The sequence below is a fragment of the Vibrio sp. 10N.222.51.C5 genome (genome assembly GCF_041474575.1).
Classification (GTDB): domain Bacteria; phylum Pseudomonadota; class Gammaproteobacteria; order Enterobacterales; family Vibrionaceae; genus Vibrio; species Vibrio crassostreae_C.
Map to the genome: position 1 here is coordinate 18,282 of NZ_JBFRUJ010000077.1, position 14,601 is coordinate 32,882.

Annotated in this window: 13 protein-coding genes; 9 read left to right on the forward strand and 4 right to left on the reverse strand. The window is 40.1% G+C overall.

From position 1 onward, the window contains the following. Positions 1 to 134: 134 nt before the first annotated feature. Positions 135 to 956, forward strand: a complete 822-nt coding sequence (gene cysE / locus AB4558_RS20730) for a serine O-acetyltransferase (protein ID WP_102424919.1) — start codon at positions 135 to 137, stop codon at positions 954 to 956. Between the two features lie 150 nt (positions 957 to 1,106). After that, the gene (locus tag AB4558_RS20735) at positions 1,107 to 2,258 is read left to right on the forward strand and encodes a murein hydrolase activator EnvC (RefSeq protein WP_137001820.1); all 1,152 of its coding nucleotides are present in this window, start codon (positions 1,107 to 1,109) and stop codon (positions 2,256 to 2,258) included. Between the two features lie 184 nt (positions 2,259 to 2,442). Here AB4558_RS20735 and AB4558_RS20740 read toward each other — a convergent pair whose 3' ends face one another. Beyond that, positions 2,443 to 3,081, reverse strand: coding sequence for a TetR/AcrR family transcriptional regulator (locus tag AB4558_RS20740; RefSeq protein ID WP_137001819.1), 639 nt, complete (start codon positions 3,079 to 3,081; stop codon positions 2,443 to 2,445). 108 nt (positions 3,082 to 3,189) lie between these two features. Next, the gene (locus AB4558_RS20745; RefSeq protein ID WP_137001818.1) at positions 3,190 to 4,353 is read right to left on the reverse strand and encodes a nucleotide sugar dehydrogenase; all 1,164 of its coding nucleotides are present in this window, start codon (positions 4,351 to 4,353) and stop codon (positions 3,190 to 3,192) included. A gap of 152 nt (positions 4,354 to 4,505) precedes the next feature. On the opposite strand from AB4558_RS20745, the gene rfaD reads away from it, so the two are divergent. Next, entirely contained in the window at positions 4,506 to 5,447 is a 942-nt protein-coding gene (rfaD, locus tag AB4558_RS20750; RefSeq protein WP_137001817.1) for an ADP-glyceromanno-heptose 6-epimerase, read from the forward strand. 125 nt (positions 5,448 to 5,572) lie between these two features. Here rfaD and AB4558_RS20755 read toward each other — a convergent pair whose 3' ends face one another. Beyond that, a complete protein-coding gene (locus tag AB4558_RS20755) occupies positions 5,573 to 5,941 on the reverse strand; it encodes a diacylglycerol kinase (RefSeq protein ID WP_137001509.1) in 369 nt (122 codons plus the stop codon). Positions 5,942 to 6,118: 177 nt separating this feature from the next. On the opposite strand from AB4558_RS20755, the gene coaD reads away from it, so the two are divergent. The 6 genes from coaD to waaA all read left to right on the forward strand — a co-directional run bounded on the left by coaD (position 6,119) and on the right by waaA (position 12,248). Next, positions 6,119 to 6,601 (forward strand): pantetheine-phosphate adenylyltransferase, encoded by a 483-nt coding sequence (coaD, locus tag AB4558_RS20760; RefSeq protein ID WP_170967999.1) that lies wholly within the window; start codon positions 6,119 to 6,121, stop codon positions 6,599 to 6,601. Positions 6,602 to 6,687: 86 nt separating this feature from the next. Next, positions 6,688 to 7,665, forward strand: a complete 978-nt coding sequence (locus AB4558_RS20765; protein ID WP_372074407.1) for a glycosyltransferase family 9 protein — start codon at positions 6,688 to 6,690, stop codon at positions 7,663 to 7,665. Between the two features lie 109 nt (positions 7,666 to 7,774). Continuing rightward, the gene (gene lpxM, locus AB4558_RS20770) at positions 7,775 to 8,755 is read left to right on the forward strand and encodes a lauroyl-Kdo(2)-lipid IV(A) myristoyltransferase (RefSeq protein ID WP_137001506.1); all 981 of its coding nucleotides are present in this window, start codon (positions 7,775 to 7,777) and stop codon (positions 8,753 to 8,755) included. Between the two features lies 1 nt (position 8,756). Beyond that, entirely contained in the window at positions 8,757 to 9,800 is a 1,044-nt protein-coding gene (gene waaF / locus AB4558_RS20775; protein WP_137001505.1) for a lipopolysaccharide heptosyltransferase II, read from the forward strand. After that, positions 9,797 to 10,981, forward strand: a complete 1,185-nt coding sequence (locus AB4558_RS20780) for an O-antigen ligase family protein (RefSeq protein WP_372074410.1) — start codon at positions 9,797 to 9,799, stop codon at positions 10,979 to 10,981. The genes waaF and AB4558_RS20780 overlap by 4 nt, the downstream gene beginning before the upstream one ends. Continuing rightward, positions 10,971 to 12,248, forward strand: coding sequence for a lipid IV(A) 3-deoxy-D-manno-octulosonic acid transferase (waaA, locus tag AB4558_RS20785; protein ID WP_371721634.1), 1,278 nt, complete (start codon positions 10,971 to 10,973; stop codon positions 12,246 to 12,248). Before AB4558_RS20780 ends, waaA begins: the two co-directional genes overlap by 11 nt. A 141-nt stretch (positions 12,249 to 12,389) precedes the next feature. Here the strand turns inward: waaA and AB4558_RS20790 are convergent, their stop codons facing one another. Continuing rightward, positions 12,390 to 14,297, reverse strand: a complete 1,908-nt coding sequence (locus AB4558_RS20790) for an acyltransferase family protein (protein WP_372074412.1) — start codon at positions 14,295 to 14,297, stop codon at positions 12,390 to 12,392. Positions 14,298 to 14,601 lie beyond the last annotated feature (304 nt).

The following is a 14,601-nucleotide window of genomic DNA, read 5'->3' on the forward strand; positions in this document are numbered from 1 at the left end:
AACCCAAGAGCAGTAGAGAGATTCGAGTAAACGAGATGAGAAAAAAGTAAAAGCAGATACGAGATTCTGCTCTTATAGTTCTTCGAGGCTCTCGTCTCGTCACTCGCATCAGTCCCTTAAAAATGGATGGAAAAATGAAACACTGTGAACAACAAAAAGTTTGGCAATGCATTGTAAAAGAAGCTCGACAGCAGTCTGAGCAAGAACCTATGCTTGCGAGTTTTTACCATGCCACGATTATCAACCATGAAAGCCTAGGGGCTGCACTCAGCTACATTCTTGCTAACAAGTTAAAGACGGCTTCGATGCCAGCAATGGCTGTACGTGAAGTGGTTGAGCAAGCGTTTGAAGAAGATGACTCTATCATTGATGCGGCCGCTTGTGATATCTGCGCGACAGTCACTCGAGACCCGGCTGTAGAAATGTACTCTATGCCATTGCTCTACCTTAAAGGCTATCACGCACTGCAAGGTTATCGCGTGGCTAACTGGTTATGGAAGCAAGGTCGAATCGCGCTTGCCACCTATCTGCAGAACCAAATTTCAGTCGCATGCCAAGTAGATATCCACCCTGCTGCGCGTATCGGCAAAGCGATTATGCTCGACCACGCGACGGGCATTGTGATCGGTGAAACTGCAGTGGTCGAAAACGACGTATCCATCCTTCAAGATGTTACTCTCGGCGGTACAGGTAAAGAAGGCGGTGATCGTCACCCTAAAATCCGTGAAGGCGTGATGATTGGTGCTGGTGCGAAAATACTCGGCAATATTGAAGTGGGTGAAGGCGCTAAAATTGGCTCTTGCTCAGTGGTACTACAAGCTGTACCACCACATACTACGGTCGCAGGTGTTCCCGCTAAGATTGTCGGTAAGCCAAAGACTGATAAGCCTTCTCTAGATATGGACCAAGGGTTCAATGGTCGCTCACAAAGCTTTATCCATGGTGATGGGATATAAAAAGCAGCAGTAACGGGATTCGAGTATCGAGATACGCAGAGATTAAAAGCAAATGCGGAGTTCGAGTAACCGAGATACGGAGGTCTCAAAATCAAGTATGGATTCGATTCAGCGAAATTCGAAAAATTAAGAGCAGATGAATACAACTAAATGACGATAATGATGAAACACATTCGAGCTATCAGCCGAACTCTTCTTATATCTGCAAGCCTCAGTGCTATGCTTTTATCAACATCGTCATTTGCCGCGTCTCAAGGTGAACTGAAAGGTGTATCTAGCGAGATCTCTCGTCAACAGAAAGCCCTCTCTTCGCAGCAAAAAAAACTCGATAGTCTACAAGCAAGCCTAAAGAAACAAGAGCTATCTATAGCTGCGCTCGAAAAAGCTATCCAAGATAGTAAAAAACAGCTTAATACGGCGGATGCGAATATTGCTAGCTTAGATGCCAAGATCAAAGTCCTTACTGCTCAGAAAAAAGTCAACACTGATAAGTTGGAACAACTGATCCAAACTTACTACATGACAAGTCGTGCTAAAGCCTCATCTCACATTCTCAACACGGGTGTCGAAGAAGATCGCATCAGCCATTACTACCAACATCTTGCTAAAGCCCGTTCTGCAACAATCAAAACAATTGAACAAACACAACTTGAGTTAGAAGAAAGCCACAAACAGCGCCAGCTTGAACAAGAGCAAATCGCAACTCTATTAAAACAACAAACTACCAAGCGCGATACGCTAGCCAAAACCCAAACACAACGTAAGAAAACCGTTGGTAGCATCAAGAAGAACATCTCAGGTGATAAAAATTACTTAGCCGAGCTACAGCGTAATGAGACTCGCCTTAAGGCAGAAATTGCCAAAGCAGAGAAAGCCGCGCGAGAAAGACGTAACGCTGTGCCTATGGATGGCTTAGCAAAGCGTAAAGGAAAACTACCTTGGCCAATCAAAGGAAAAGTTCTGCATAACTACGGTTCACGCCAAACCGGACAAGTTAATTGGAAAGGTATGGTGATCAATGCCAAATATGGTCAGCAGGTTAAATCTGTTTACTCAGGCACCGTTGTTTTTGCCGAGTATCTGCGTGGGTATGGCTTAGTAGTCCTTCTTGATCACGGTAAAGGTGACATGACACTTTATGGCTTTAACCAAGCGCTACTCAAGAAGGAAGGCGACAAAGTGAAAGCAGGCGAAGCTATTGCCCTTGCTGGTGACACTGGCGGTCAAACCCGCCCATCACTGTACTTTGAGATTCGCAGAAACAGCCAAGCTCAGAATCCAAAGAGTTGGTTGGTTAGATAAGAGCAGATACGGGATGCGAGTAAACGAGATGCGAAGAGCTTAATAGCAGGCACGAGATTCGAGTCATCTAAATACGAAAAGCTTAAACCGACACAAGGTCAGAGTAAACGTGACATGAAAAAGGCTAGCCTCGTCGTCGCTCTATCCTGCTTTTCGTTTACTCGTATCTCGTTACCCGAATCTTCTATTTACAATTCAACGCCCTTACGCCATCTTCCAATAATGTCAGCTGTTCAAAACCTTGCGCGGTCGCAATCGGCTTAACGGTCGCGATCATCTGCAACATACCCTGATGAACAACTTGTTCCGTTATTTGCGCTTTTGGAGACATTGCTGATTGGTAAGCCAACCAACCCGATGCAATCAAGTGAAGGGAAGTCACCATCGACTTCATCTCTGAGTCGGACGCTTTCAGCAAGTTCAATTCAACAAAAGCTCTCATAATATCGACAAGATTGGTTTGCAATCTTTCTTGCACAGCCATGTAATCGAGGTGAAGTTGCTCGTCACGAGACAAGATTTCAGGAAGGTTTGCGTAGAAGAATCGGTACTTCCACATCAAAGTGAATATCGAATCTAAGTAGTGCTTCAATAACGTCAGACTTTCTTTCTGACCTTGGATGGGAGTAAACCTTTCAAGCAATTCAGTAGAGTAGAGGGTAAAGATATCACGGACAATTTCTTGCTTGTTACGAAAGTGGTAGTAGAGGTTACCAGGGCTGATCTCGATGTGGTCAGCAATATGATTGGTCGTAATACTACGTTCACCATGCTCATTAAAAAGCTCTAAAGCAGCGTAAACAATCTTGTCACGTGTTTTCATTATTTATTAGTATCCCTATCCGTTTAGTGGTTCAGTATATCGCCACTAAACAGATAGATCGAGCTGTTAACATCTGGTCTAATTAGCACGAGCTAAAATAGAACCAAATCAATCACTACCAAACAGATCTCGAGTGTACACCTTGTCTGCCACGTCTGCGATTTCTTCTACCATTCGATTAGAAACAATCACATCAGATACTGCTTTAAATTCAGCAAGGTCAGAATAGACTTTCGAGTTGAAGAAGTGCTCTTCTTGTAATACTGGTTCAAACACAACCACTTCGATGCCTTTCGCTTTCAAACGCTTCATAATCCCTTGGATTGAAGAGGCACGGAAGTTGTCCGAACCGGCCTTCATGATCAAGCGATAAATGCCGACCACTTTAGGGGAACGCTTGATGATTGAATCCGCAATAAAATCTTTGCGTGTACGGTTAGCGTCAACAATAGCACCAACAATATTATTTGGTACATCTTGGTAGTTGGCTAATAGTTGTTTGGTATCTTTCGGTAGACAATAGCCACCATAACCAAACGAAGGATTGTTGTAGTGCTTACCAATTCGAGGATCTAAGCCCACACCCTCAATGATCTGGCGAGAATCCAAGCCATGCGCTTCCGCGTAAGAATCAAGTTCATTGAAATATGCAACACGCATTGCCAGGTAAGTATTAGAGAAAAGTTTTACTGCTTCAGCTTCCGTAGAGTTAGTGAACAAAACATCGATATTGTCTTTTTCAGCACCTTCAACTAGAAGGTTTGCAAACACTTTAGCTCGTTCAGAGCACTCACCAACGATAATTCGAGAAGGGTTCAAATTATCGTGTAACGCTTTACCTTCGCGCAAAAACTCAGGGGAGAACATGATATTTTCGCAGTTCAGTTCTTGTTTGATGCGTTCGGTGTAGCCAACAGGTACCGTTGATTTGATGACCATTACAGCTTTAGGATTTACTGCAATCACATCACAGATCACCGACTCTACGGAACTTGTATTGAAATAATTAGTTTTAGGATCATAGTCGGTTGGCGTCGCAATAATCACGAAATCCGCATCTTGATACACTTGTTTATCGGTGGTTGCTTGAAAGCTTAAAGTTCGGTTTGCTAAGAATTCTTCAATTTCAGCATCCACGATTGGTGATAGCTTATTATTTAGCATCGATACTTTATCTTCGATGATATCAACAGCAACAACATCATGATTCTGCGCCAACAACATCGCGTTAGACAGGCCAACATACCCAGTCCCTGCAACTGCAATTTTCATAGTAATACCTATAATTTCGAGTGCTTACTACGCACTAACCTAAGACTAATCTTCGCATATCATACTCCGCTTAGGGAATTATTCCACTAGCTCGCCTTTACCATTCCTTGCTATACTCGCGATAGTTTAGTATTCAAAAGAGTAGAAGAGATATGATTATCGTAACAGGCGGCGCAGGTATGATCGGCAGTAATATCGTTAAAGCACTCAATAATGCTGGCCACAACGATATTCTAGTCGTCGACAACTTAAAAAATGGCAAGAAGTTCAAAAACCTTGTTGACCTAGACATAACAGATTACATGGATCGCGACGACTTCCTCACTCAAGTCATGGCTGGCGATGATTTCGGCCCTATTGAAGCTATTTTCCATGAAGGTGCTTGTTCGGCGACGACCGAATGGGATGGCAAATACGTAATGCTGAACAACTATGAATACTCAAAAGAGTTGTTGCACTACTGTATTGAACGTGAAATTCCATTCCTATATGCTTCTTCTGCCGCAACTTACGGTGAGACGGATACTTTCATTGAAGAAAAAGAGTACGAAGGCGCCTTAAATGTCTACGGCTACTCTAAACAACAATTTGATAACTATGTTCGCCGCCTAACTTCGGATGCTGCAGCGCATAACGAGACGTTACCTCAAATCACTGGGTTCCGTTATTTCAATGTTTACGGTCCACGCGAACAACACAAAGGCAGCATGGCTTCAGTAGCATTTCACTTAAATAACCAAATGAATGCCGGTGAAAACCCTAAGTTATTCGCAGGTAGCGAAACATTCCAACGTGATTTTGTATATGTCGGTGATGTCGCAACGGTAAACCTATGGTTCTTAGAAAATGGTGTTTCTGGCATTTTTAACCTAGGTACAGGCAATGCAGAGTCCTTTGAAGAAGTCGCAAAAGCAGTGATCAAATATCACGGTAAGGGAGAAATTGAAACCATCCCGTTCCCAGATCACCTAAAAGGCGCTTACCAAGAGTTTACTCAAGCTGATTTAACTAAGCTACGTGCGGCAGGTTGTGATCATAAGTTTAAGTCAGTAGCTGAAGGTGTGGCTGAGTATATGGCTGTAGTTAATGGGTAAAAGTTCTTAGAAGAGCGATCTCCTCCCATTCGAGGGCGACAAATGTTATCTAGTTAGTACCCCTATAATTGAGGCACTAACTAGGTAGGCCCCTAGAAATTGTCTAGTAGAAAACAATCAAAATATTACAGAACCAGAATATAGCCCCAGACAAATACAGCAAACATTAGTGCGACCATAACAGCAGCAGAGCCTATGTCTTTTGCCCGACCACTCAACTCATGCTGCTCGATTCCAATACGATCGACGACAGCTTCAATCGCTGAGTTAATCAACTCAACAATAAAAATTAGCACAACGCTACCTAACATAACAATTCGCTCTAGCGCCGATAGTTCTAAGATGAAAGCCAACAGGATAGAAACGAATAGCAAGGCTAACTCTTGTCGGATCGCCGCTTCATATTTATACGCAGCTTTTAAGCCTTGGATGGAATAACCTGTTGCTTTGATTATGCGGGTGAGACCTGTGTTACCTGGTTTGCCATGAGTCATACGTAGAACCAAAAATAAATTTATGAACAATAGAGTGTCTATTTTACACGGCAATTTCTCTCTAGCATAATCCCTATCCATTTTCCGCTTCTATACGTACTATCTACATAACATGGCAACGAAAGCTGTAGTGATCTAATATATGCATTTGTTTTAAAGAGCATGAGCAAAGAAGCCATGAAAAAAGCCATCTATCCAGGAACTTTTGATCCAGTGACCAATGGTCACCTTGATATCATCGAACGTGCGTCCAAATTGTTTGACCAGGTTGTCGTAGGTGTAGCTGCTAGTCCTAGTAAAAACACCTTATTTGACCTAAATGAGCGAGTAACATTACTTAAGCAAGTATGCCAATCCTTTTCCAATGTGTCCGTCTTAGGGTTCAGCGGATTATTGGTTGACTTTGCTAAGCAACAAAATGCAAATGTACTGGTTCGTGGCCTCAGAACCACAATGGATTTTGAGTACGAATTTGGTCTGACCACTATGTATCGTAGGCTCATGCCAAATCTAGAGAGCATATTCTTAACACCAGCAGAAGAATATGCGTTTTTATCGTCAACTCTAGTACGTGAAGTGGCCATTCATGGCGGCAATGTCACTCAATTTGTCCCAAAAGTAGTCAATAGCAACCTAGAAAAAAAAATAAAAACTAGATAAGTTTTTTATTCTAAGTCGGTTTATTAAGTTATGTTGAGTTGTTAATATCAACTGAACCAATCTACTAGCAAACTTGAGTCTTTGTTTTGAAAAAAATCGCAATTTTCACCCCTGGACGTAGACGTTTTGGTTCAGTTGTATTGCAACTTCCGCTAATCAGTGCCTTAAGAGACTATTATGGCGAGTGCCAAATTACAGTCTGGACTGTCAACGAACCTGCAACATGGCTGTGTGTCAACAATGGTGCTGACGATGTAATTGAATACAAAGACATGTCTATTCCGTCGTTACTCAAAAAGATAAACTCTCACAATTACGATGTGCTCGTTAACCTACGCCGCAATAGCTTAAAGTTGCACCATTTGATAATGCCGTTCGTCAATGCCAAAGAGAAATTTAGCCATAGCACCCAAAACCTTAATGCTAAGGCGTACGATTATCACGCATTAATACCTAAAAAAGATCGTTATATTGCTAATGCACACTTGCAAGCTCTCAATGGTGCGAAGAATACAAACTATCAAACATCAATAATAGATACGATCGCCGAAGGCCATGATATTGACAGCTTTAACAGCGCACTAGTACTCCTACCTGGAGGAGGCGCAGGCAGCTTTAAACGGTGGCCGATACAACGATTTATTGATTCAGCAGAATCTATACTACAGAGTAATCAACAATTAGACGTTGTGTATATTGTTCTTGGACCTCAAGAACAAGAATACAATGATGTCCTGCCTAGTTCGTTTCATGGTGTGCCAGTCGTCGTGTTTAATTCGCCATCCATTGAACAGCTTGTCGCCATGGCAAGAAAAGCTAAACTTACAATTGCAAATGACTGTGGGCCTGCTCATATATTTCAAATGATGCAGAATCCATTAGTTATGATGTTTGGTTGGGGTTCAAATAACCTAAAGAAAATGCCGCAAGAAGTCATCAAAGAATGGTTTTTGTTTACAGACCGGTCCTTACCATTATTGCCCAGTGACCCGGGCGGAAGTATAGAATCAATAAGCACCGACAAAGTCATCGCCTGCGGTAATGCGATGTTAAATTTACAGTAACTTGGTCGCGATTTTTAGCCTCTTTAATAGCGAAATAGTTTGCTGATTAGATAAGTGTTATACTGAAACCGTTATCCTGTCATTGCCACTCAATAACTTTGGAATATTCATGAGCCAATCCTCTCGTAATGATTTTGACGAGTTAGCCTATAACCCGAGTTTCTCCCTGCATTTTCTTGCCCCAAAATATTGGAGTACCTGGTTACTCGTACTCCTTGCAATTCCAATGGCCTTACTTCCATTTAAAGGACGATATTGGATAGCCGATAAAATTGCCTCTCGACTTACACAAAAACGTGAAGGAACCGTAGCAAATGCATGGGTTAACTTAAAGCTTTGCTTTCCAGAAAAGTCTGAGTGTGAACGACAAAATATTATACATCAATTGCTTGTTACCTCAGGCGTTTTCCTTATGGGCTTCAGCTTGCTTAGTTTAAGAAACAAGCATTGGTTAAAATCACAGTGTGACATAAAAGGGATAGACAACCTCACAACTATTCTAGATTCAGGTAAGAATGTCATTCTTTTGGTCCCACACACTTGGGCGATTGATGTACCCGCTATTTTGTTCGCCTCTATGGGTATGCCTGTATCAGCCATGGCAAAAAAACAAAAGAATGAAGTTATAGACTGGTTGATGCACCGTCAAAGAGTACAGTACGGTGGTAGAGTCTATGAACGAAGCGGTGGCGTCAAACCATTCATCAAATCTGTGCGAGATGGTTACTTAGGTTATTACCTACCAGATCAAGATCACGGCCCAGAACACAGTATATTTGTTGATTTCTTTGCTACCCAGAAAGCGACTCTGCCCGGTTTAGGGAAATTGGCGAAAGTTAGTCGTGCAGAAATAGTACCTATCTATGCAATGATTGATTCAACAACAGGAAAGTATGTCATTCACATTGATCCCGGGTTCCAAGACTTCCCTTCTAGCTCAGAAGAAAAAGATGCTAGAACTATGAACCACTACATTGAAACTAAAGCTTCAGTGAACCCAGAGCAATATATGTGGACCTTAAGGCTATTAAGAACTCAACCTGACGGCAAAAATCATTATCGCTTAGAACGTGAAAGCGAACATAAATAACATGACTTCCAAATATAAAAAAATATTAATTATCGGACCTTCTTGGGTTGGGGATATGGTGATGTCCCAGTCTTTATACACTACACTCAAGCAAAAGTATCCGGAAGCGCAAATCGATGTTATGGCTCCCGCTTGGTGTCGACCTATTTTAGAAAGAATGGAAGAAATCCATACGGCAATCGACATGCCAATAGGACATGGTGAATTTAATCTGAGTATGCGCCGTAAGCTAGGGGTAACCTTACGTGAAGAACGGTATGATATCGCTTATGTTCTTCCTAAGTCTGCAAAATCCGCTCTCATTCCTTGGTTTGCAAACATCCCCAAAAGGGTGGGCTGGAAAGGCGAAATGAGGTTTGGATTTATTAATGATCGCCGTGACAATATGAAATCGTTCGAGTACATGGTTGAGCGTTATGTAGCACTGGCTCATCCAAGCAGTGAAATGATAGATTCGAGCTCTCTGGGCGGGCTTGACAACTTACCTAGACCGAAATTACAAATAGACGATAAAGCACAGCAAGCTGCTTTTAATAAATTTAACCTAAACATAGCTGATGTTGCTGCAGTAGGATTATGCCCCGGCGCTGAGTTTGGCCCTGCAAAAAAGTGGCCTGAACAACATTATGCAGAAGTAGCAGAGCACTTATGTAAATTAGGTAAGCAGGTTTGGCTATTTGGTTCACAAAAAGATGTAGAAGCATGCGAAAACATCAAAAACTTAGTATCTGACAAACTCATGGATAACGTCCATGTGCTTGCAGGAAAAACTAGCCTTATAGAAGCTGTTGATTTACTCGGTGCTTGTGAGACCGTAATCAGCAATGACTCTGGTTTGATGCACGTAGCTGCAGCTGTTGGATGTAACATAGTCGCCATTTATGGCTCTACATCCCCCAAATACACGCCGCCATTGGCTAGAAATGTTGAAATTGTACATACTAACATCGAGTGTAGACCATGTTTTAAACGTGAGTGTCCGCTAGGACATTTGAAGTGCTTGAAAGAACTACCAACGAATAAAGTAATAAAGTGCTTAAAATGAAGTCAATCCATCCAATACTAATACCACTCCTCTATCTTCCGATTATTTGGGCATTTAGTGGCCTATTTTCATATTCAGATAGCTATAAAGTCGCGATGTTCAGTACTATTATTGCTGCATTATCGTCTGCATACCTTTTTGGTTTCAAGCAAATTTGCAACTGGTGCAAGAGGCGGAGATTATTGCCTTTATTCGCTCTTGCTGCAACTTATGCTGTCCTTTCTAAGGAAATGCACGGGTATAATAATAATGAGATGAGAGGACTTCTTACCTTATTAATTTTAGGTATATTTACACCAAGTGAAACACTCATTAAAATAAGAGATCATATACACTGGCCTTTATTAACACTTAGCTTAATTGGCCTGTTTTATATGATATACAATGCGGTTTACCTTAACATACCAAGAGAGGTATGGAATATCAATCCTATTCCTTACTCTACTGCAATGAGTGCTGCTGCTTGTTTGTCGCTTTATCATAGTATTAAAGTACAGAACAACACTCATAGGCTTATTATGCTGTTAGCTTTTGTTCTTTATGTGTTCTCTATATTTTTGAGCGGAACCCGAGGGGCTTTATTGTCATTATCCGCAGTTAGCACCTTGATATTAGCATCATTTCTTATCACCAATCTAAAATCTGGTACTATATTTTTATGTTTGGCTCTATGTACTACACTCATAGCCTCGTCAATTTTTAAAGACACTATAGAAAATCGTTATAACTACACGATAAGTGAGATAAAACACTTAGCAGAAGGTAACTTAAGTTCTTCTATCGGCCTAAGACTTCAGATGTATAACGCAGCACTACAAATTAGCACACCTCCTAAACTACTAGGGTACGGCACTGACAACTTTTCGAACCTGAAAGAGTCTCTTAACGAACAAGGGCTAATCAGTAAAACAGCAGCAAGATTAAATAGTTTTCACAACCAATTCTTACACAACCTTGTTATTTACGGATTTATTGGGGTTTTTATTACTTTGTTGTGGTTTATCTACCCTATATATATTGCGTGGAAAAATGAAAATATAGCTTTGGCTCCAGTATTAATCGTGGGAGCGAGCTACTTTACATCAGCCATGACAGATGTACCTCTACAAAAGATTTACTCACTAGTTTTCTTTGGTGTACTCCTTTTACTGTTGTTAGAGGAGAAACCTGTTGAAGATTAAATTATTCTACGTAACTTATAATTGTTTGCTAGCTATTATTGCACCATTTTATTTGTACAAGCTCTTAAAACCCAAAGCAAATAAACCTCGTATTGGTAAAAGATGGAAAGAGTACTTCGGATACAGCGAGTCTTTGCAACAAAGTGGGAACATAACTTGGATTCATGCGGTTTCAGTAGGTGAAGTTATTGCAATAGAACCGTTAATCAAACAGATAAAAAAAAGTAAACCCGATACAACTTTGTTAATGACGACAACCACTTCAACTGGCGCTAACGAAGTAAACAAACGTTTAGCAGACCTTGTTGAACACCGGTATATGCCTATCGACTTTAAATTCTTTATCAATAATTTCATATCTCGATTTTCACCAGATGAACTGATCATAATGGAATTAGAGTTGTGGCCGAATTTATTCAAGGTTCTTGGTAACAACAATATTGACATCAAAATTGTTAATGCACGCCTATCTGATAAATCTTTAAGAAACTATCAGAAGATAAAATCAATTGTCGAGTCACTCATCGGTCAAATTAAAAATATCATATGTCAGTCCGAGAGAGATAAAACCAATTTTATAGCACTTGGAGCTAAGCAAAGCCAAGTCTGTGTTTCTGGAAATTTGAAATACGATATCTCAATCCCTAGCCAACAAGTTCAGCAAGGTAAAAATTTAAAACACGCTTTTCAGAAGCAAGTGATAGTCGCCTGCAGTACTCATTCGAATGAAGAGCAACAAATTATAGAATCTTTAACACGCTCTGAACTACTCAACGAAGGAACAATGTTGATTATTGTACCTCGTCATCCTGAAAGGTTTAATGAAGTCTATCGTTTATCAACCTATAACTACCAACTCAATACAATGAAGATGACTGACATTGACTTGTCAAATCCCCCCACGGATACTCAAGTCTTGGTCGGGAATACGATGGGGCAAATGTTCATGTACTTATCTATGGCAGATGTGTGCATCATGGGTGGTAGCTTCATCGGAGAAAAGGTTGGAGGTCACAATGTTATTGAGCCAGCAGCACTTGCTTTACCGATCATCTCAGGTCAAAGCTATTATAATTTCTTAGAAGTTACGCAACAACTTCTAATCGCCAACGCCATTACTATTGTCCGACCAAACGATGAATTAGCTCATATCGTCTTTGAGTTACTCCATGATAGAAAAACGGCCTCAACTATGAGCTCAAATGCACTCAAAGTCTATCAAGAAAACGAAGGAGCATTAGAATATACCTTAAGTAAATGTATCTAATCTAGCTCCTGGGTAATTGTGAAGAAACTATCTCTGCACTTAAAATAATCTATTAAACCAAATATTTTTTCGCAACTACACCCTCTCAAATTTTATGTTGAAATTTCAGTTAGATAAAGTCGACGACAATTTACATATTAACTATTGGTTAGCCCTATTTAAAACTCTTGTCGCTATGATGCCTGTCACTGGTAAACCGGGATGATTATGATCATAGTAAAGAGGAGCCCCTTCTCTAACAGCATAGCAAGAAAATTTACCACAAAAGATATCTTCAATATCAATCATATGCACCGCTTTATTATCTTCTTCGCTATATTCTTGAATAAAGCGGTTGATCGTTTCATTTCTTTTATAAGTATATGTTAAAGGCGCAGACTCTATATTTGTTAAGCTTTCTGAGCGCATCGCTGCTTTATCAATCAATGTCTGTACACTTTGTCCCATCTCAGGAACCGGCATAATCATATATACTTTTTTTCCTGCACTACTCAATAAATTTAAAGTCTGGTTCAGGGAGTTTAAAATTTTATCACGCCTAGAGTCTGTGTGTTCTTTAGGCAGCTCTGGATAGGTTTTTTCATTATCTCCATATAAATGCATAGAATAACGAAAAGCAATCACTACTTTATCAACGCCTTTATTTTGAGCAATATCATTTACTATAATATTAGTCCAATGAGTACATGCGCTAAAATCATCTTTCTGTTTAAATGAAGGAGGACAATTAGCAAAAGTATATTGTGCAATTCCGTTATCATTTACTTTAAGTTTCTCAGCCATAGAGTAAGCCAATTCAGCAGCATGACTATCACCAATAATAGCCCAGCTTGGGTCTTCACTAAAAAGATAGCAGGGTTCAGCTATCTGGTCTGAGATGTTTCTGTGACACTCTTTGCGCTTCGGACTTTTCTGTTTTTCACGCTTCAGTTGCTCATAAACCTGAGTTAACTCTTTGTCTAAGGTAGCTCGTGTTGTGAATCCATCGTTACTATTAATAGCTTTTGCCACTAAAACCACAATAACAACCCCCAAAACCGGTGTACTACCTAGTAATAGTTGCTTTGCTGATTGGAAATCTCGTCTAAACTGTACCTGCTCAACCGTTAAATAACTAATATAGCCAACAGCAACAGAGGTTAAAATTCCGATCAAATAATGTACATTTTCATTTAATCCTAATTTGTAGAACAACACCACAACAGGCCAGTGCCACAAGTAAATTGAATAAGAGCTTAACCCTATCTTTTGAACAACAGTTATCTCAGCCAATCTCGATCTCTTTGCTGAAACTAACACAAGAAGAGCACTTATAGTTGGTAGCAAAGTCCATAAGCTTGGCCAAACTTTAGTTTCGTCTATCAAAACCAATGATATGATGAGACCAAACCAACCTACTGAAGCAGGTATCTTGCAACTAGGTTTCCAAAAGTATGCCCAAGAACCTAACATCATTTCCCAAGCTCGGGCTTGTAGTAAGAAATAAGAATTATCACCATTGAATTGACTATAAATACAGAATGTTAAACTAAGTATAATTAATACATTAATTGCAAAAAGAACATTTTTATGCCCTAGATATCTCGCAGTTAGAACCAAATAAATAGGGTAGATAATATAGAATTGCCATTCTACTGATAAAGACCAAGTATGAAGAAGCCACTTATCTCGAGATACAGAATCAAAATAGCCAGCTTGTTCATGAAATAGAAGGTTTGAAGTAAAAGTAGCACTATAGCGAATTTGCTGAGCAAGTGTATCCAAGGATTGAGGAGCAAGATAAAACCACCCTATCACTAATAATACTATCAACAGTATAATGAGTGCTGGTACGATTCTAGCCAACCGTGCAGCATAGAAGTTAGTGAATGAGAAACAACCTTGCTGCAATTTCCCCATAATAATACTTGTCATTAGAAAGCCAGAGATAACAAAAAAGATATCAACACCTATAAAGCCACCAGGTAGTAGATTAGGCGTGAAGTGGAAAAAAACCACACTAACTACAGCTAAAGCTCTTAGCGCATTAATATCACTTCTGAATTTCATACGGTTCCTAACGATTTAAGTAAATGCTATAAAAAGAAAGAAAAAATCTTCATTATTAAAGGAGGGGAGGAGGACTTCACCCTTTACAATAGAGGCATACTGAGGGTTTTTATATAACTACAGATGTTGCTCTTAGTCTATATTTTGTAGCCTTACATATCATTAGTGATTTATTCCTTCACGATTGCGCCTACGAAGCACTCTCAAAACAAACCCTACGATATTAGGATAAATATTTATTACAATATAGCGGCGTTGTTGATCAAATCAGCTTGAAGATCAACGACACCATATGTAGCTAGCC